Origin of the sequence: Streptomyces sp. XM4193 (assembly GCF_023072595.1) — a bacterium.
In the GTDB taxonomy this organism is placed as follows: Bacteria; Actinomycetota; Actinomycetes; order Streptomycetales; family Streptomycetaceae; genus Streptomyces.
Genome location: NZ_JALLGK010000012.1, coordinates 110,809 through 128,974 on the forward strand (window position 1 = coordinate 110,809; position 18,166 = coordinate 128,974).

At 70.0% G+C, this 18,166-nt stretch carries 16 protein-coding genes, 1 rRNA gene and 1 riboswitch; of the genes, 3 read left to right on the top strand and 14 right to left on the bottom strand.

What is annotated here, in order from left to right:
- Window positions 1–57 precede the first annotated feature (57 nt).
- Window positions 58–798, bottom strand: a complete 741-nt coding sequence (locus MTQ01_RS23890) for a CPBP family intramembrane glutamic endopeptidase (RefSeq protein ID WP_247492962.1) — start codon at window positions 796–798, stop codon at window positions 58–60.
- A gap of 246 nt (window positions 799–1,044) precedes the next feature.
- The gene (locus tag MTQ01_RS23895; RefSeq protein WP_247492944.1) at window positions 1,045–2,547 is read right to left on the bottom strand and encodes a glutamate-cysteine ligase family protein; all 1,503 of its coding nucleotides are present in this window, start codon (window positions 2,545–2,547) and stop codon (window positions 1,045–1,047) included.
- A gap of 546 nt (window positions 2,548–3,093) precedes the next feature.
- On the opposite strand from MTQ01_RS23895, the gene MTQ01_RS23900 reads away from it, so the two are divergent.
- Complete coding sequence (locus tag MTQ01_RS23900; protein WP_247492945.1) at window positions 3,094–3,690, top strand: hypothetical protein; 597 nt, start codon at window positions 3,094–3,096, stop codon at window positions 3,688–3,690.
- Between the two features lie 218 nt (window positions 3,691–3,908).
- Window positions 3,909–4,115 (top strand): DUF5999 family protein, encoded by a 207-nt coding sequence (locus MTQ01_RS23905; protein ID WP_282614087.1) that lies wholly within the window; start codon window positions 3,909–3,911, stop codon window positions 4,113–4,115.
- 181 nt (window positions 4,116–4,296) lie between these two features.
- Here MTQ01_RS23905 and gcvP read toward each other — a convergent pair whose 3' ends face one another.
- The gene (gene gcvP, locus MTQ01_RS23910) at window positions 4,297–7,182 is read right to left on the bottom strand and encodes an aminomethyl-transferring glycine dehydrogenase (protein WP_247492947.1); all 2,886 of its coding nucleotides are present in this window, start codon (window positions 7,180–7,182) and stop codon (window positions 4,297–4,299) included.
- Window positions 7,183–7,369: 187 nt separating this feature from the next.
- Window positions 7,370–7,469, bottom strand: a riboswitch (glycine riboswitch).
- Window positions 7,470–7,599: 130 nt separating this feature from the next.
- On the opposite strand from gcvP, the gene MTQ01_RS23915 reads away from it, so the two are divergent.
- Window positions 7,600–7,986 (top strand): PRC-barrel domain-containing protein, encoded by a 387-nt coding sequence (locus tag MTQ01_RS23915; RefSeq protein ID WP_247492963.1) that lies wholly within the window; start codon window positions 7,600–7,602, stop codon window positions 7,984–7,986.
- Here MTQ01_RS23915 and MTQ01_RS23920 read toward each other — a convergent pair.
- The 11 genes from MTQ01_RS23920 to rrf form a co-directional block, all read right to left on the bottom strand.
- A complete protein-coding gene (locus tag MTQ01_RS23920; RefSeq protein ID WP_247492948.1) occupies window positions 7,905–9,326 on the bottom strand; it encodes a DNA polymerase IV in 1,422 nt (473 codons plus the stop codon). The two genes, MTQ01_RS23915 and MTQ01_RS23920, sit on opposite strands and share 82 nt — an antisense overlap.
- 56 nt (window positions 9,327–9,382) lie before the next feature.
- Window positions 9,383–9,982, bottom strand: coding sequence for a MerR family transcriptional regulator (locus MTQ01_RS23925; RefSeq protein WP_247492949.1), 600 nt, complete (start codon window positions 9,980–9,982; stop codon window positions 9,383–9,385).
- A gap of 222 nt (window positions 9,983–10,204) precedes the next feature.
- Window positions 10,205–10,678, bottom strand: coding sequence for a bifunctional nuclease family protein (locus MTQ01_RS23930; RefSeq protein ID WP_247492950.1), 474 nt, complete (start codon window positions 10,676–10,678; stop codon window positions 10,205–10,207).
- 62 nt (window positions 10,679–10,740) lie between these two features.
- Window positions 10,741–11,478 carry a MerR family transcriptional regulator gene (locus MTQ01_RS23935; RefSeq protein WP_247492951.1) on the bottom strand — a complete coding sequence of 246 codons (738 nt, stop codon included), beginning with the start codon at window positions 11,476–11,478 and terminating at the stop codon, window positions 10,741–10,743.
- A gap of 21 nt (window positions 11,479–11,499) precedes the next feature.
- The gene (locus tag MTQ01_RS23940; protein WP_374207850.1) at window positions 11,500–12,243 is read right to left on the bottom strand and encodes an FHA domain-containing protein; all 744 of its coding nucleotides are present in this window, start codon (window positions 12,241–12,243) and stop codon (window positions 11,500–11,502) included.
- Window positions 12,244–12,367: 124 nt separating this feature from the next.
- Window positions 12,368–13,348, bottom strand: a complete 981-nt coding sequence (locus tag MTQ01_RS23945) for a DUF881 domain-containing protein (protein WP_247492964.1) — start codon at window positions 13,346–13,348, stop codon at window positions 12,368–12,370.
- Between the two features lie 5 nt (window positions 13,349–13,353).
- A complete protein-coding gene (locus MTQ01_RS23950; protein ID WP_211039992.1) occupies window positions 13,354–13,686 on the bottom strand; it encodes a small basic family protein in 333 nt (110 codons plus the stop codon).
- A complete protein-coding gene (locus MTQ01_RS23955; protein ID WP_247492953.1) occupies window positions 13,683–14,579 on the bottom strand; it encodes a DUF881 domain-containing protein in 897 nt (298 codons plus the stop codon). Before MTQ01_RS23955 ends, MTQ01_RS23950 begins: the two co-directional genes overlap by 4 nt.
- Before the next feature lie 110 nt (window positions 14,580–14,689).
- Window positions 14,690–17,185, bottom strand: coding sequence for a mannose-1-phosphate guanyltransferase (locus MTQ01_RS23960; protein WP_247492954.1), 2,496 nt, complete (start codon window positions 17,183–17,185; stop codon window positions 14,690–14,692).
- A gap of 122 nt (window positions 17,186–17,307) precedes the next feature.
- The gene (locus MTQ01_RS23965) at window positions 17,308–17,916 is read right to left on the bottom strand and encodes a CDP-alcohol phosphatidyltransferase family protein (protein WP_247492955.1); all 609 of its coding nucleotides are present in this window, start codon (window positions 17,914–17,916) and stop codon (window positions 17,308–17,310) included.
- Between the two features lie 134 nt (window positions 17,917–18,050).
- Window positions 18,051–18,166: ribosomal RNA gene (gene rrf, locus MTQ01_RS23970) — 5S ribosomal RNA — on the bottom strand.

Consider the following 18,166-nt stretch of genomic DNA (forward strand, 5'->3'; position numbering starts at 1 on the left):
GCGCCGCGCAAGGCGGGAGGCGGGAGGCGCCGCGTCAGGCGGGAGGCGGGCGCCGCGTCAGGCCGTCGGCAGCCAGCCGACCCTGCCCGCCAGCAGCGCGTAGCCGATGAAGGCGACGATGTCGATCAGGGCGTGCGCCGCCACCAGCGGTCCGACGCGGCCCCAACGCCGGTACAGCCAGACGAAGATGACGCCCATGACCATGTTGCCGATCATGCCGCCGATGCCCTGGTAGAGGTGGTACAGACCCCGAAGCCCCGAGCTCGCCGCCATGGACGCCATCGGGCTCCAGCCGAGCTGGTCCAGCCGCCGCAGCAGATAGCCGATCACGATCACCTCCTCGACGACGGAGTTCTCCGTCGCCGAGAGGATCAGCACCGGGAACTTCCACCAGACCTCGGGAAGCGACTCGGGCACCACCGTCAGGTTGAACCCCGCCTGCTGCGCCCCGAGATAGAGCAGCAGCCCGCTGCCGCCGATGCCCGCGGCCACCACCGCCCCACGCCCCAGGTCGAACCAGGGGCGGCGGAAGTCGAATCCGATCGCACCCATGCCGGCCCGCTCACGCAGCAGCAGATGCCCGACGAGCAGGACGGGGACCAGCGCGGTCGCGATCCCGAACAACTGCCAACCGAGGTCGAGCCAGGGCCGGTCGGGCGCCATCGAGCGGTTGAGGTTCGCCGCCTGGTCGCCCAGCCCTCCCGGCCTGGTCAGCGAACCGGTGAAGCTGATGAGCGCGGAGATCGCGCTCGCGCCCAGGGAGAGCCCCAGGACGAGCAGCGTCTCGTTGCGCACCATCCGCGGCGACAGCGCGTCCTGCGGCAGCAACTGCCCCTGACCGTACGGCTCTCGCGCAGGCAGTGACCGCACGCGGACCTCCCGTTCCTCTGTGTTCCGCCCGTCCGCCGGGGCACCCGCACCGACAACGGCCGCTCGGGTGCCCCGGCTCAGCAGATCACAGCCTGCCGTACGGCAGCGTCCCGGCCCACGGCGGGCCCGCGCCGCCTGCGCCCACCGACAGCGGCCGACGGCGGCGCGGGCGGCTCAGGACCAGGGGCCGGGCGGCCAGGAGTGCACCGGCTCCCCCGCGCGCGCCAGCTCGCCGTATCTGCGCACGGTCGCGGCGAGCGCCTTCTCCCGGTCCAACCCGCTCTCCCTGGCCCGGTGATAGGCGGCCACCTGCCAGGACGCGCCGTTCGTACGGCGTTCGCAGCGCGCCTCGATGACACCGAGGTAGCGGTCCCGGTCGGCGGGCTCCACACCCCAGGCGTCCAGTCCGGACGCGGCCATCGGCAGCAGCTCCTCCAGCACCAGCCGATCCACCGGCACCTGGCCCGAGCCGGCGCCGCGCCCGGACCGCGGCCAGGTCAGCCGTGCGTCGATGCCGTACCGGCAGGCCAGTTCGAAGTTGGACTCGGCCGTCTCGAAGGGCATCCGGGACCACAGCGGACGTCCCTCGTCGGCGAGTGCGCGGACCAGGCCGTAGTAGAAGGCGGTGTTGGCCATCACATCGGTCACGGTCGGCCCGGCCGGCAACACCCTGTTCTCCACCCGCAGATGGGGCACCGAGTCCACCACTCCGTAGACCGGCCGGTTCCACCGGTAGACGGTCCCGTTGTGCAGCACCATCTCCGACAGCTCCGGCACCTCGCCCCGCTCCAGCGTCTCCAGCGGGTCCTCCTCGGCGATGCCGGGCAGCAGCGCCGGGAAGTAGCGCAGGTTCTCCTCGAAAAGGTCCTTCGGCCCCTCGATCCACCGCTCTCCGAACCAGGTGCGGGGCCGTACCCCCTGTGCCGCGAACTCCGGGGGCCGGGGATCGGCCGCCTGGAGGAAGAGCGGTATCCGGGACTCCCGCCACAGCTCGCGGCCGAACACGAACGGCGAGTTGGCGGCAAGTGCCACCTGCACGGCGGCCATCGCCTGCGCCGCGTTCCACACGTCCGCGAACCGCCCCGGCGTCACCTGCAGATGCAGTTGCACGGAGGTGCACGCGGCCTCGGGGGCGATGGAGTCGCAGACGTGCTGCAGCCTCTCCACGCCCTCGATGTCCAGCTCGATCTCCTCCCCCCGGGCGGCCATGATGCGGTCGTTGAGCATGGTGAACCGGTCGTCCGCCGAAAGGTTCGCGGAACTCAGGTCCTCGTGCGTGAGAGTCGGCAGAATCCCGATCATCACGATGCCCGCGGCGACCTCCCGCGCCTTTCGGTCCGCGTAGCCGAGTCCCGTGCGCAGTTCCTCGGCAAGCTGGTCGAAAACCCGGCCGTTGAGCCGGTGCGGAAGGATGTTGACCTCCAGGTTGAAGCGCCCCAGTTCGGACTGGAAGTCCTCGCTGGCGATCCGGTCGAGCACCTGGTCGTTCTTCATCCGTGGCAACCCGTCGGCGTCCGCGAGATTCAGCTCGATCTCCAGCCCCATCAGATCGCGGGGCCGGTCGAACCGCTGCTCCTCCAGCAGCAGGTCGAGCGCTTCGAGACAGCGACGCAACTTGTCCCGGTACCGTCTGCGCTCCGCAGGGCCGAATGTGTCGGCCGCGACCTTCTCGCCCATGTACGGGTCCTCCTCAGGTGAGCGTGCCCGGATGATGCCCCCGAAGGTGATCGACAACGCGTACGATCGGGGCCGGAGAGATCTTTCGGAGAATACTCGACAGGCACATTCCCATGGCATGCGGCACAAATGCTCTTCGCTCCCGACAGCGCTCCGCATCGGCACGCAATCCAGCCGTCCGTGAACCGGATCACGAGCCTCGTCAAGGCTTTCCCGAGCATATCCACGCAGGTGGAGGACTTGTGGATTTCGACGGGATAACGACGGAATACAGCCTTGCCGAAATACCGGGAGTTCGCTAGCAGAAACCTCAATCGAGGCGGATTCGTATAAACTCCGACCCAGAGGCTGCTACAAGTCGCGCACCGGTGACAGGCGCTTCACATTTCTCCCACCTGATGGACATCTGCTCCGCCCGGCGGACGGCACTGGGGAAACGCCGCCCGCCCACCGCCACGCACGCATGCCACACCGCGCACCGCTGCACTGCCGCACCGCTGCACTGCCACGTCATTTTCCTGTCTCCCGAGCGAGAGGCGACCCACCATGCCCCTGCATGCCCGCACGGCCCCCAGCCACGCCCTGCGCACTGTCGAGGCCGCGCTCAGCTCCTCGCACCCCTTCGGGCAGACCCCTCCGTCACCGTCCGAACCGCCCTCCGAGCCCGCTCCGGGCCCCGAGCTGCGGGTCGCAGCCGCACTCCCGCTCCATCTGCTCCCGAGCATCGGCGACCGCGTGCCGAGCGCACCTCTGACGGGCTGGCGCTTCCTGCTCGCGGGAGACACCGGCCCGCTGCTCACCGCCGACTCCGTGCCGAGCGCGGACGGCTGGGCCTTCTCCCACTTCAGCGACGGCCCGTACGCCGCCTCGGCGCTGCGCTGCCTGGACTCCGCACGCACTCTCAGCGCGACGTACGAGCCGCGGCTGCTGTGCGTGCCCGAGCTCTACATGGTGACCCTCTGGCTGCACTGCCCCGGCCCCGCGAGGGACCAGGACCACCTCGGGCCGGCCGATCTGCTCATCCCTCTCGCCCCCGCGCCCCCGGGAATCGCCGCGGAGCGCCCTGTGCGCGTGGACGGACTGCTGCCCCTGCTGACCCACCGGCTCCACCCCGCCGCACCCGCGCTGCTGCGCACCGCCTGACCGGTGGCGGTTCCACAACCGCCACTGGGACCGCGCAACCATCCGGAAGAGTGACGCGTCCCACACTCGTAAGCACCGATACGGGGGAATCCCTGCGGAAGAGCATCCGCAGGACGAGACTGGAGACCGAAAGAACACCACACATTCAGGGGGAAGCGGTCATGACCACCATCAGCCGCGACAGCAGTCACCGGACGACACAACGAAGGCCCGCCACCATGTGCTCGCACCAACCGCCCTGCCCGACAGCGGAGTCCGCCGACCGGGAAGCCGCCCATCTGGTGGCGCACCACCCCGAGCAGGGATGGAGTCTTCTCTGCAACGGCGTGCTCTTCTTCGACGACACCGGAGAGCTGCTGCCGGACGGGCAGATCGTGGCGCCCCACCGCCCGATCGCCGCGGGCAACGTAGCCACCGCCGCCTGAGACGGCGAGCGACGGCCGACCCACCACCGACGCCACCACCGACACCGACAGCCGCCGGCGCACCATCGGCCGCGGCAGCGGAGCGGCCGGGCGGCACCCGAAACAACGGCAGGCCCCCAGTACGACACTGGGGGCCTCATTCCGTCACGGCGCCGGCCCGCTCACGCGCGGGCCGCCGGCGTCAGCCGTCGTAGTCCTCCAGGGGCGGGCAGGAGCAGACCAGGTTGCGGTCGCCGAACGCGCCGTCGATGCGCCGCACCGGCGGCCAGTACTTGTCGGCGGCCTTCACACCCTCGGGGAAGGCGGCTTCCGCCCTGGTGTAGGGCAGCTCCCACTCCCCCGCCAGCTGCTCCGCAGTGTGCGGGGCGCCGCGCAGCGGGCTGCTCTCGGCGGTCCAGCGGCCCTTGGCGACCTCTTCGATCTCCGCCCGGATCGCGATCATCGCGTCGCAGAAGCGGTCGATCTCGGCGAGGTCCTCGCTCTCCGTCGGCTCGATCATCAGCGTTCCGGCGACCGGGAAGGACATCGTCGGGGCGTGGAAGCCGTAGTCGATGAGCCGCTTGGCGACGTCGTCGATGCTCACGCCGGTGGCCTTGGTCAGCGGCCGGACGTCGATGATGCACTCGTGGGCCACCAGCCCGCCCGGACCCGAGTAGAGCACCGGGTAGTGGCCCTCCAGGCGCTTGGCGATGTAGTTGGCGCTCAGCACCGCGACCTGGGTCGCCCTGCGCAGCCCCTCGGCCCCCATCAGACGTACGTAGGCCCAGGAGATCGGCAGGATACCGGCCGAGCCCCACGGCGCCGCGGAGATCGGGCCTATGCCGGTCTCGGGACCTGCCGAGGGCTGGAGCGGGTGGTTGGGCAGGTACGGCGCGAGGTGGGCGCGCACTCCCACCGGACCGACGCCGGGGCCGCCACCACCGTGCGGGATGCAGAACGTCTTGTGCAGGTTCAGGTGCGAGACGTCCGCGCCGAACCTGCCGGGCTTGGCGAGGCCGACCAGGGCGTTGAGGTTGGCGCCGTCCACGTAGACCTGGCCGCCGGCGTCGTGCACGGCCGCGCAGATGTCGGAGATGTTCTCCTCGAACACTCCGTGGGTAGAGGGGTAGGTCACCATCAGCACCGCCAGCTCGGCGCCGTGCTGCTCGATCTTGGCGTGCAGGTCCGCGAGGTCGACGTCACCGCTCTCGCCGGTCTTGACCACCACGACCTTCATCCCCGCCATCACGGCACTGGCGGCGTTGGTGCCGTGCGCCGAGGAGGGGATGAGGCAGACGGTGCGCGAGGTCTCGCCGTTCGCACGGTGGAAGGCGCGTACCGCCAGCAGCCCCGCCAGCTCGCCCTGGGAACCGGCGTTGGGCTGGATCGAGACGCGGTCGTAGCCGGTGACCTCGGCCAGGCGCTCCTCCAGCTCCCGGATCAGGGTGAGGTACCCGCCGGCCTGCTCCTCGGGCACGAAGGGGTGGATCGCCCCGAACTCCGGCCAGGTCACCGGCTCCATCTCGGTGGTGGCGTTGAGCTTCATGGTGCACGAGCCCAGCGGGATCATGCCCCGGTCGAGCGCGTAGTCGCGGTCGGAGAGCTTGCGCAGGTACCGCAGCATCGCGGTCTCGGAGCGGTGCTGGTGGAAGACCGGGTGGGTGAGGAAGTCCTCGGTGCGGCGCAGCGCGGACGGCAGCGCGTCCGAGCCGGCGGCGTCCAGCTGCTCCACATCGGCGGCGACGCCGAAGGCGCCCCAGACGGCGGTGAGTTGCTCGACCGTCGTGGTCTCGTCGCAGGCGATGCCGACCAGATCGGCGCTGGTCCGGCGCAGGTTGACGCCGGCGGCGCGGGCCGCGTCCACCACCTCGCCGGCACGGCCGGGCACCCGCGCGGTGACCGTGTCGAAGTAGGCCTCGTGCACCACCTCGACACCGCCCTCCCGCAGCCCGGCGGCGAGCAGCGTCGCCAGCCGGTGGGTGCGGCGCGCGATGGCGGTCAGCCCCTCCGGCCCGTGGTAGACGGCGTACATACCGGCCATCACGGCCAGCAGGACCTGCGCGGTGCAGATGTTGCTGGTCGCCTTCTCCCGGCGGATGTGCTGCTCGCGCGTCTGGAGCGCGAGGCGGTACGCGGTGTTGCCCTCGAGGTCGACGGAGACACCGACCAGACGGCCGGGCAGGCTGCGGGCGAACTTCTCGCGCACGGACATGAAGCCCGCGTGCGGACCTCCGAAGCCCAGCGGAACACCGAAGCGCTGGCTCGAACCGACCGCGATGTCGGCGCCCAGCTCGCCGGGCGGGGTCAGCAGCGTCAGCGCGAGCAGATCGGCCGCGACCGTGACGATCGCACCCAGCTCGTGCGCCTGCTCGATGACGCGACGCGGGTCGCGCACCGCACCGGAGGCGCCGGGGTACTGGAGGAGCAGTCCGAAGACACCGCGCTCCGCGATCTCGGCGGGCACACCGTCGGCCAGGTCCGCGACGACCACCTCGACGCCGGTCGGCTCCGCACGGGTGCGCAGCACCTCCACGGTCTGCGGCAGGCAGTCTGCGTCGACGAGGTAGACCCCCTGCTTGACCTTGCCGACGCGTCGGGACAGCGCCATCGCCTCGGCGGCGGCGGTGCCCTCGTCGAGCAGCGAGGAGCCCGAAGTGGGCAGACCCGTCAGGTCGGAGACCATCGTCTGGAAGTTGAGCAGCGCCTCCAGCCGGCCCTGGGAGATCTCCGGCTGGTACGGCGTGTACGCCGTGTACCAGGCGGGGTTCTCCATGACGTTGCGCAGGATGACCGGCGGGGTGAACGTGCCGTGGTAGCCCAGGCCGATCATGGGGCTGAGCACCTCGTTGCGCCCGGCCAGCTCGCGCAGCTCGGCCAGCACCTCGGCCTCCGAGCGAGCGGCGGGGAGGTCCAGCGCCTCGGTGCTCTTGATGACGTCCGGCACCGCGACCGCGGTCAGCTCGTCGAGCGAGCCGTAGCCGATGTGCGCGAGCATCTTGGCCTGGTCCTCGGCGTTCGGGCCGATGTGCCGGTGCTCGAAGGGGGTGTCGCCCTGGAGAGCGGTGAGCGGAACGCGGTGTTCGGTCATCAGCGGAGGCCTCCTGGTCTGCAACGACCTGTGGGGGCACCACGAGGCGCGGTGCCCGTACGGCCTCCCCCTCTGTCATCTCAACCTGAGAGTTTCACCGGCACGCTGGCCGCGCACCGGCTTTCACCGTCGGTGAGGAGGACACGGCCGGTCGCCCGGCTCCGCCCCTCCTGCTTTCCAGAGTGACCTCGTCCGCACGGTACGTGTGCCTGAGAGATTCCGGGGAGGTATTGCTCCTTCGGCGCCTTCGGCCCTCTCGAACCGAAAGACTCTCCCGCGCGGGGTCTGCAGCCACTGTCGAGACTACCAGCGCCCGTTCACCCTCAGTCCGCCGTGCTCCCAAGTGGCTGTCCAGGCAGAACTCGACTTCTCTGGAGGGAGCGGCACCAGCGGCGTCGCCCTACGTGATGCCCACTTCTGGGAGGAATCGTGCACACCGACATCGATCCGCGGAGCCTGATCGGGCGCAAGGCCCTCGACCGCGACGGACACAAGATCGGCACGATCGACGAGGTCTATCTCGACGACGCCACCGGCGAACCGGAGTGGGCGGCGGTCCGCACCGGACTCTTCAGCCGCGACGCCTTCGTCCCCCTCGCACCCAGCGAGCTGGTCGAGGACGTCCTGCAGGTGCCCTTCGCCAGAGCCCTGATCAAGGAAGCGCCGGACTTCGGCGTCGGCAGGCACCTCTCGCCGGAACAGGAGCTCCAGCTCTACCACCACTACGGGCTCGATCTGCCCTCCTCGCGAGGCGAAGAGCCGCCCGAGGACAGGGACTTCGGCAGGCTGGCGGGCGAGGACTGACCGAGCCCGGCCACCCGGTCCGTGAGCGGATACGGCTCGGCCGGACTCAACTCCTCGTCGTCCACCGGGAAGGTCCGCACCCGCCCCGGCGGCGAGGACGGCGTCTCGAACCGCACGGTCACTCTCCCCACCCCGCTTCCCTGCACCCAGCCCGGGCCGTACCGCTCGTGCCGGACGTCGAGGCCGGGCAGCCAGCCGCTGCGCTCCCGGGCCTCCGCTCTGTGTGCCGGGCCCTCGCTCTCCTGCGGAGTCTCGGGCTCCGGAGGGGGCGCACTCTGGGCGAAGAGGTCCTCCTGGGTGAAGTCGGCGAGCCCGCTGACCCCCACGCCCAGCAACCGCACCCCCGAGCCCGTGTCGACCGCCGCGATCAGCCGCGCCGCGGCCTCCCGGATCACCACCGGATCGTCGGTGGGCCCCCGCAGCGTCTCGGACCTCGTCAGCGTCGAGAAGTCGTGTCTTCTGACCTTGACGACGACGGTACGACCGGAGCGCCCCGCCGCGCGCAGCCGCTCCGCACACCGATCCGCGAGCCGTGCGATCTTCAGCACCACCAGCGAGCGATCGGTGACGTCCTCGTCGTAGGTGTCCTCCACCGACACCGATTTGGACTCCCGCTCGGCGACCACCGGGCGTTCGTCGACGCCGCGGGCCATGGTGTGCACGGCAGTGCCGTGCGCGGTGCCGAGCAGCCTCAACAGCTCCGCCCGCTCCGCCCCGGCCACGTCCGCCACGGTCTGCATGCCGGCTCTGCGCAGCGTCTCGGCGGTGGTCGGTCCCACCCCGGGCAGCGCCCGCACGGGCATCGGCGCCAGCACCTCCCGCTCCGTGCCGGGCTCGACCAGGAAGATCCCGTCGGGCTTGGCCTCCTCCGAGGCGATCTTCGCCAGCATCTTGGTCGCCGCGAGCCCCACGGAGGCCGGCAGGCCGGTCTCCTCCAGGATCGTGCGCCGCAGCAGCTGGCCGACCCCGCGCGCCTCCTCCACCGTCTGTGCCGCCCCGCCGGCGGCGAGATCGACGAAGGCCTCGTCCAGACTCAACGGCTCGACCAGCGGGGAGAGTTCGGCCAGGCGCTCCATGACGATCTCGCTGATCCGCCGGTAGAGGGTGAAGCGCGGTACGAGGTACGCACCGTGCGGGCAGCTGCGCCGGGCCATCGCGGTGGGCATCGCGGAACGGACACCGAAGACCCTCGCCTCGTAGGAAGCGGTGGCCACCACTCCCCTGGGCCCCAAACCGCCGACGATCACCGGCTTCCCGCGCAGGCTCGGCTTGGATGCCTGCTCCACCGAGGCGTAGAAGGCATCCATGTCGAGATGGAGAATCGTGGGAGCGTGCCTCACGTCGACCGATACTGCCGTACACCACTGACAATCGGAGGCTCCGGGCCTCCCGGGGCTCAGCCCGCGCGGTGACGGCGCTTGGCGAGCTCGTCCGTCGGGTTGACGCGCACCAGCGTCTCGCCGGTGTCCACCCGCTCGGCGTGCAGCTGGGAGAGCGCCTGCTCCACATCGCGCCAGACGACCCCGACGGCGATGCCGAAGATCCCCTGACCGCCCTGGAGCAGCTCGGCCACCTCGTCGGGCGAGTTGCACTCGTAGACCGTGGCGCCGTCGCTCATCAGCGTCAGCTGGGGCAGCGCGATGCTGTCCTGCTGACGAAGGTGCTGCACCGCGGTGCGGATGTTCTGCAGCGAGACGCCGGTGTCCAGGAGGCGCTTCACGATCTTGAGGACGACCACGTCCCGGAAGCTGTAGAGGCGGTGGGTGCCGGAGCCGAAGGCGGCTCTCACGCTCGGCTCCACCAGCCCGGTGCGCGCCCAGTAGTCGAGCTGGCGGTAGGTGATGCCGGCCGCGGCACAGGCGGTGGGCCCGCGATAGCCGAGACTTTCCTCGGACGGCTCGGCTCCGGGCGGAGCCGGCTTCGAGAGGGGCTGCGCCGGAGCCTCGCGCAGCGGGACTGGTCCGTTTGCCGCGCTGCTCTCGCCGGTGCTGCTCACGCCGACCTCCGTCCCTTCACATCCCGTGGACACCCCGGGATCTGCCTCAATGAAGGTAAGCAGTGACCAGGGGTGCGTCAACCATCGCCGCGCTCGCCACGCCGGGTGATAATCACCGAACGAGTGGTTTCACGTATCCCATTTCCGGGAAAGCTCGACACTCATTTTCAGCCACATCGTCGGCACCGCGTTCACGCGGCCGAGAAACACATTCCGACGGGCTCACTGATTGCTGGAGCCGAAATCCTCGGGGGAGATCTGGTCGAGGAACTCCCGGAACTTCTCGACCTCGTCCTCCTGCTCGTCCGGAATCGCGATTCCGGCGTCGTCCAACACACCGTCACTGCCGTAGATCGGCGTGCCGGTCCGCAGCGCCAGCGCTATCGCGTCGGACGGCCGGGCGCTGACCTCCACGCCGCTGGCGAAGACCAGCTCCGCGAAGAAGACGCCCTCCCGGAGATCGGTGATGCGCACCGCGGTGAGCTCCTCGCCGACCGCTTCCAGCACTTCCTTGAAGAGGTCGTGCGTCAGCGGACGGGCCGGAACCATGCCCTGCTGCGCAAAGGCAATGGCGGTCGCCTCCCCGGGGCCGATCCAGATGGGGAGGTAGCGGTCGCCCCCCACCTCGCGGAGAAGGACGATCGGCTGGTTGGAGGGCATTTCAACCCGGACACCCACGACGTCGAGCTCGTTCACACAGCAACCCTAGGACGTGGGCGGCAGGTTTGGATAGTCGGGCACCGGCCGACTCGGGCATCTCAGCACAACCGGTCGCGGACTTCGGTGTGCAGGAACGCCGCGTGCAGACGCGTCGAGAGAGCCGCCAGCTCGGTCGCGGTCTGCTCGGCGTGCGTCCTGGTCCGCGGGTTGCGGTGCTTGCGCAACGGCGCGACGAGCTGCTCCACCATGGCCGCCTCCCGCTCGGCGGCGGCCCGGACGCCCCGCAGATGCCGCGGCTCGAAACCGTGCCGGCACAGGCTCGCGACGAGCCGCGCCACCTCGACCGACTCCGGGGCGAAGGTGTCGTCGCCCTCGGCCCGTACGAGCCCGTGGGACTCCCATTCGGCCAGCTCGGCCGCGGAGGCGCCGACGGCGGCGAGCAGCTCGGCGCGCGTGCTGCGCACCGCCGGCTCGCCCCCGCCCACAGGGCCGCTCGCGGGCCGCTGGGGCGACTCGCAGGGCTGCGGGGGCAGCTGCGCCGGAACGCGATCCTGCGCATCCAGCTGCTCGCGGATCACCTTCAGCGGCAGGTAGTTGTCCCGCTGCATCCGCAGCACGCGGGCAAGTCGTTCGACATCCCCGACCGTGAACTTGCGATAACCCGAGGGCGTGCGCTGCGGCTCGACCAGCCCCTCCGACTCCAGGAACCGGATCTTGGAGAGCGTCACCTCGGGGAACTCGTCGCGCAGCAGGGCGAGTACGGCGCCGATGCTCATCGGCGCACTCCCCGAGGCGGCGGTGCCGCTGCCGGCACCGCCCGACGGAGTGTGAAGCATGAGTCTTCCCCCGCAGGGTCGTCAGATGCTTCGCGGACTCGAGAAGAAGACCAGCCGGAACTTCCCGATCTGGACCTCGTCCCCGTTGTTCACCACGACCGAGTCGATCGGCTCGCGGTTGACGTAGGTGCCGTTGAGGCTGCCGTGGTCGGACACCGTGAAGGTGCCGTCCGGCGCCCTGCGGATCTCCACGTGGCGACGCGAGACGGTGAAGTCGTCCAGGAAGATGTCGCTCTCGGGGTGGCGGCCCGCCGTGGTCACCTCGCCGTCCAGCAGGAACCTGCTGCCGGAGTTGGGACCGCGGCGCACGATCAGCAGCGCCGACCCCATGGGCAGCGCGTCGACCGCGGCCATCGCCTCGGCCGAGAGCATCGGGGTCTGCCCGGTGGCCTCGGCGTCGTACGCCTCCAGTCCGGAGATGGAGATCGTGGAGGTCGTCTCCGAAGGGCGCTCGGCCGGCTGGCCGCCGCCGAGCGAGGCGCCGCAGTGGGAGCAGAAGCGGCTCGACTGCGCGACCTGGCTTCCGCACTTCGTGCAGACCTGCGCGCCGGATCCCCCGCCCGCGGGCGGGGGCGCGCCGTGGCCGCCGGGAGCGCCCACCTCGTCCCGGAACAGCGGACGGGCCGATTCCTCGGCGGGTGCGTCCGCGCTCTGCCGCGGGGCGCGATGACGCGCGCCGTCGGTGTTCTGGCGCTTACCGAACAACTTCGCAAAGAAACTCACGGGCGATTCCCCTCGCATGAAACAGGCCGGCCCGTGGGGCAGGTCAGATACATGGTGCGTGTACAGCTTGATGCGGCTACTCCGACAACGTCGGAAGCCCCCGGACAGTTTCCCCCACTGCCCGTCTCCCGATCTTGTCGCCCCCTGGAAATGATCATCGTGCCCCTCACCGCGAAGACGACTGAGCGTAGTCAGGCCGCTTCGCCGTCCGCAAGGCGTCCACGACGATCTTCTCCGACTGCTCGATGGTCACCGTCGCCTGCTCCTTGCGCAGCGTCTGGACCACTCCGCCGGGGATGTTGAGCGCCGGCTCCAGGTCCTGCGGCTTGCCGATCACGTCGAAACTGTACGGCGGCGAGATCCGTCGGCCGTCGATCCGTACGCCCTTGCCGTCCGCGTCGGAGAAGTAGGTATCGGCGACGACCCGTACGTCGTTGATCTGGATCGCCTCGGCTCCGGCGGCACGCAGTTCCTGGATGGCGTCGAGCAGCTTGTCCGCCGCCAGCGCGCCCGACGGGTCCCCGATCTCGAAGTGGATTCCGGGGCCCTCCGCCGCCACCGTCCCCGCGAGGACGCCGAGTTGGCGTTCGCGCTCCTGGGTCTGCTTGCGCGCCTCCTCGGCCTGGTCCGACGAGTTCTCCAGCTCGGAGCGCTGCTTCTCCAGGCGCTGCTTCTCGTCACCGAGCCGGGTGGTGCGGTCGTCCAGCTCGTCCAGGATGCGCACCAGGTCCTCCTGGCGTGCACCGCGCAGTGCGCTGTCCTCGCTCGTCTGCCTGACCTGGATCGCGAGGCCGAGACCCAGGACGCACAACAGCAGTGCGACGACCAGCTGGTTTCGGTTGACCCGTGGCGGCCACAGTCCGGCGAGCAGCCTGGCGCGACCGGTCTGCTCGCCGGTTTCGGCCCCGGCCGGCTCCGCGGCTGCGCTCCCGGCGGACTCCTGCGGCCGGTCGGCGTCGCAGCCTTCGGCCGTCGGACGCTCCTGTCCGTCGCCGTCGCGCTCCTGGGGGCTGGGGCGCTCGGGGGGCAGCGGGGTCTTCGCCGGCCGTGCCGAGGACGCCCGGCGAGGGCGGTCCGGCTCTCCCCGCGCGTCTCCCTGCGCGGGCGAGCCGCCCTGGTTCTCGCGCTCTTCGTGCTCGTCCGCCATGTCACTCACGCCCGGAAGATGTGCCGTCGGATGGCCGCGGCGTTGGAGAAGATCCGAATGCCGAGCACGACCACGACACCCGTCGAGAGCTGGGCGCCGACGCCGAGCTTGTCCCCGAGGAAGACGATCAGGGCGGCAACGACGACGTTCGACAGGAAGGAGACGACGAAGACCTTGTCGTCGAAGATCCCGTCGAGCATCGACCGCAGGCCGCCGAACACGGCGTCCAGGGCGGCGACCACCGCGATGGGCAGATAGGGCTCGACGGCCGTCGGCACGACAGGCTGGAGGACCAGTCCCGCCACGACTCCCACGATCAGCCCCAGTACGGCGATCACTCTGTGCTGCCCTTCTCTTCCTCGACCGGACGGGCCGTTCTGACGTTGACGCTCGGCGCCGCCGGCAGCTTGACCTCGTCCTGTGCCGCGATGCTCGTACGAATGCCGTAGTTCTCCTGGATCACGTGCAGATACTGGCCGTCCGCGCTGTCCTGGAAGGTCGTGCTCAGCCGCTGTCCGTCGCCGATCGCCAGCAGGGTGTACGGCGGTGCGAGCGGCTTGTTGTCCACCAGTATCGCGTCACCCGCCGCCCGGATCGCCGAAAGCGCGGTCAGGCGCTGGCCGTTGACCGCGACCGCCTCCGCCCCGGACTCCCACAGGCCGTTGACCACCCGTTGGAGATCCCGGTCGCGCAGCCGCCCGGTGTCCGCGAAACCGCTGCCCTCGCGCGGGCCGCCAGCGTCTCCGCCGCTGCCCTTGGCGTCGTCGACCACCAGCTTGATGCCCGGGCCCTGGACCGGTGTGGAACCCGAGAGCAGCGCGGTCAGCTCGCCCTTGTCCCCGCCGTGCTCCTCCAGCGCCTTGCGCTGCATCTCCGCCACCGTCTCCCGCAGCCCGTCCACCTCGCTCTGGAGGTCGTCCGCGTCCGCGGTGCCGCCCTCCACCCGGTCGATGAGCTCCTGGCGCTCCTTCTCCACGGTGGGTGCGGCCCGCTGGGCCTGGGCCGCGCCGACGGTGACCACCAACGCCGCCAGCACCAGTCCGAAGGCGAGACCGAGCTTGGCGCGCAGTGTGGTCGGCAGATGGGAACGGCCCGTAACGCCCCGCCGGGCGGCTGCCTCCGCGTACCCGTCGTCGAGGCTGTGGTCGATGACGTTGTTCAGCAACGACATCGAGGCATCGAGTCGCGCAGGTCTCGTGCCGGCCTTCTTCGCCGGATGCTGCTGCGACATACCGCACATCGTCGCACGAGGACACCGCGACCACCCAATGGGCCCACCGCTACGGCCTGTTCGGTCGCGGGGACCGCCCGACGCACGGTCGAACGGGCCCCGCGACGCGACTACTTGCCGGCGCCCTCGACCACCGCGGCCCACTCGTCGAGCAGCACCTCGGCGGATGTCGCGTCCGGCCCCTCGGCCCACAGGTGGGTCACGGCCTCGGCACGGTCGGGCAGGATCAGCACCCAGCGCCCGTCCGGCTCGACGATCCGCACACCGTCGGTGGTGTCGACCCGGCGCTCGCCCGCGGCCTCCACCACATGACGCATGATCAGCCCCTTGACCGCCCACGGCGTCGCGAGGTCCCGGCGGGTCACGTGCGCCCGCGGGATGCGCTCCTCGATCTGGCTCAGGGTCAGCTGGGTGCGCGCCACCAGCCCGACCAGCCGTACGAAGGCCGCGGCACCGTCGAAGACCGAGCTGAACTCGGGCACGATGAAGCCCGCTCGCCCGTCGCCGCCGAAGATCGCGGCGTCGTCCCTGCCGACCCGCGTCAGATCGTCCGGCGAAGTCGTCGTCCACTCCACCCTGGTGCCGTGGTAGGCCGCGACCTGCTCGGCGATGCGCGTGGTGGTCACGGGAAGACCGACCAGCCCGCTGCGCCGCTCTGCGACGACGAGATCGAGGAAGACCAGCAGGGTGCGCTCGTCCTCGATCACCCGGCCGCGCTCGTCCACCAGCGAGATGCGCTCGCCGACCGGGTCGAATCGCACACCGAAGTCGGCGTGCGCGGAGGCGACGATCTCGCCGAGCCTGACCAGACCGGCACGGCGTTCCTCCCTGGTCTCGGTGGGCCGCGCCTCGTCGAGACCGGGATTGATCGTCAGCGCGTCCACCCCGAGCCGGCCGAGCAGGCTCGGCAGAACCAGGGCCGCGCTGCCGTGCGCGGCGTCCACCACGACCTTCAGGCCCGCGTCCTGCACTCCCGCGGTGTTGACCGCGCGCAGCAGCGAACCGGTGTACGCGTCGTAGACACTGGCCGGAAAACGCAGGTCGCCGATCTCGCCGGGGAACGCACGACGGTACTCCTGCCGTGCGTAGACCCGGTCCAGCTTGCGCTGCCGCGCCTGCGAGAGGTCGGCGCCCCGCTCGTCGAAGAACATGATGTCCACCGAGTCCGGAACCCCCGGCGTCGTGCGGATCATGATGCCGCCCGCGCTGCCGCGCGCGGTCTGCTGCCGGGCCACCGGAAGAGGTACGTTCTCCAAGTCCCGCACGTCGATCGCGCTGGCCTGCAGCGCGGAGATCATGGCTCGCTTCAACGCGCGGGCGCCGCGCGAGTGGTCACGCGCCGTCGTGACGGTGGAGCCCTTCTTCAGCGTCGTCGCGTACGCGCCCGCCAGGCGTACGGCGAGCTCCGGAGTGATCTCGACGTTGAGGATGCCCGAGACACCGCGCGCGCCGAACAGATGCGCCTGGCCCCTGGACTCCCAGATCACCGAGGTGTTGACGAAGGCACCGGCCTCGATCGTCTTGAAGGGATAGACACGGACGTTTCCCTGGACGATGGACTCCTCACCGATCAGGCACTCGTCCCCGATCACGGCGCCGTCCTCGATCCGGGCGGACCGCATCACATCGGTGTTCTTGCCGACCACGCAGCCGCGGAGGTTGCTCTGCTGGCCGATGTAGACGTTGTCGTGCACGACCGCCTTGTGCAGAAAGGCCCCGGACTTCACCACCACGTTGGACCCGACCACGGTGTGCTCGCGGATCTCGGCGCCGCTCTCCACCTTGGCGTAGTCGCCGATGTAGAGCGGCCCGCGGAGCACGGCGTCGGCGTGCACCTCGGCGCCCTCGGCCACCCAGACGCCGGGCGAGATCTCAAACCCGTCGAGGTCGACGTCGACCTTGCCCTCGAGCACGTCCGCCTGCGCCTTGACGTAGCTCTCGTGCGTGCCGACGTCCTCCCAGTAGCCCTCGGCGACATAGCCGTAGATCGGCTTGCCCTCCTTCATCAGCTGCGGGAAGACGTCGCCGGACCAGTCGACGGGGACATCGGCCTCGACGTAGTCGAAGACCTCCGGCTCCATGACGTAGATGCCCGTGTTGACGGTGTCCGAGAAGACCTGGCCCCAGGTGGGCTTCTCCAGGAACCGTTCGACCTTTCCCTCGTCGTCGACGATGGTGATGCCGAACTCGAGCGGATTGGGAACCCGCGTCAGACAGACCGTGACCATGGCGCCCTGCTCCCGGTGGAAGCGGACGAGATCGGTGAGGTCGAAGTCGGTCAGCGCGTCACCCGAGATCACCAGGAACGAATCGTCCTTCAGCGCTTCCTCGGCGTTCTTGACACTGCCGGCGGTGCCGAGCGGCTTCTCCTCGTTCGCGTAGGTCAGCTCCATGCCCAGCTCTTCGCCGTCGCCGAAGTAGCTGCGCACGAGCGAGGCGAGGAACTGAACGGTCACGACTGTCTCGCTGAGGCCGTGTCGCTTCAGCAGCCTGAGAACGTGCTCCATGATCGGCCTGTTGGCCACCGGCAGGAGCGGTTTGGGCATGCTCGCGGTCATGGGGCGAAGTCGTGTGCCCTCGCCGCCCGCCATCACTACGGCCTTCATGTCGGTTGCGCCCTCCTCGAAGAGACGGTGATGCCGACCGAGCCCCGACCCGGCCCGCTCACTGCGGGTCACACTCCAGGCGTCGGCTCATCCGGCTCCGGCGACGCTGCCAAGAGGCCTGCTCAGTCGGCTGCGGAGTCCGCACTCAGAATTCTGCGGACCTGAACCACGTAGAGCATCCCTGCCCACCAGTACAGGGCAGTACCCCATCCGGCGAAGGCCCATCCCAGCACCGCGGAGATCGTCGCGATCCAGCCGCTGCCGTCGCTCAGAAGCAGAAGCGGGAACGCGTACATGAGGTTGAACGTGGCTGCCTTGCCGAGGAAATTGACCTCGGGTGGGGCGTAGCCGCGCCTGTCCAGGACCCACACCATCACAAGAAGCATCAGCTCGCGCGCCAGGATCAACCCGGTGAGCCACAGCGGAAGGATCTCCCGCCAGGTCAGGCCGACGAGCGTGGCGAGGATGTACAGACGGTCGGCAGCCGGGTCCAGGAGGCGGCCGAGGCTGCTGATCTGGTTCCAGCGCCGTGCCAGCTTGCCGTCGAGGTAGTCGCTCACACCGCTGAACGCCAGCAGGCCGAGCGCCCACAGATCGTGGTTGGGGCCGCCGAACTCGGGCCACAGAATGAGCCACAGAAAAATCGGAACGCCGGCCAGTCTGGCCATGCTCAGAATGTTGGGAACGGTGAAAATCCGATCCGTCTGGACGGCCGTCTCCTGGACCTCCACCGATGTCCTCCCACTGCTCCGTGCCCGTCGCGCTCCAGCCACCCTACCGGCGAGTCCGCCGAATCCGGAGCCGGGGCGTTTCCGGGCATGCAGAAGGGCCTGTTGGCGTACCAACAGGCCCTTCCTCAATGATTGTTCGGCGGTGACCTACTCTCCCACACGCTCCCGCATGCAGTACCATCGGCGCGGACAGGCTTAGCTTCCGGGTTCGAAATGTAACCGGGCGTTTCCCCATCGCTATGACCACCGA

Bases quoted from the DNA above. Each gene is read 5' to 3' on its own strand.
- MTQ01_RS23955 (WP_247492953.1), bottom strand. From the start codon at position 14,579: ATGTCGCAGCAGCATCCGGCGAAGAAGGCCGGCACGAGACCTGCGCGA.
- gcvP (WP_247492947.1), bottom strand. From the start codon at position 7,182: ATGACCGAACACCGCGTTCCGCTCACCGCTCTCCAGGGCGACACCCCC.
- MTQ01_RS23890 (WP_247492962.1), bottom strand. From the start codon at position 798: ATGGTGCGCAACGAGACGCTGCTCGTCCTGGGGCTCTCCCTGGGCGCG.
- MTQ01_RS23900 (WP_247492945.1), top strand. From the start codon at position 3,094: ATGCCCCTGCATGCCCGCACGGCCCCCAGCCACGCCCTGCGCACTGTC.
- MTQ01_RS23905 (WP_282614087.1), top strand. From the start codon at position 3,909: ATGTGCTCGCACCAACCGCCCTGCCCGACAGCGGAGTCCGCCGACCGG.
- MTQ01_RS23935 (WP_247492951.1), bottom strand. From the start codon at position 11,478: ATGCTTCACACTCCGTCGGGCGGTGCCGGCAGCGGCACCGCCGCCTCG.
- MTQ01_RS23895 (WP_247492944.1), bottom strand. From the start codon at position 2,547: ATGGGCGAGAAGGTCGCGGCCGACACATTCGGCCCTGCGGAGCGCAGA.
- MTQ01_RS23960 (WP_247492954.1), bottom strand. From the start codon at position 17,185: ATGAAGGCCGTAGTGATGGCGGGCGGCGAGGGCACACGACTTCGCCCC.
- MTQ01_RS23945 (WP_247492964.1), bottom strand. From the start codon at position 13,348: ATGGCGGACGAGCACGAAGAGCGCGAGAACCAGGGCGGCTCGCCCGCG.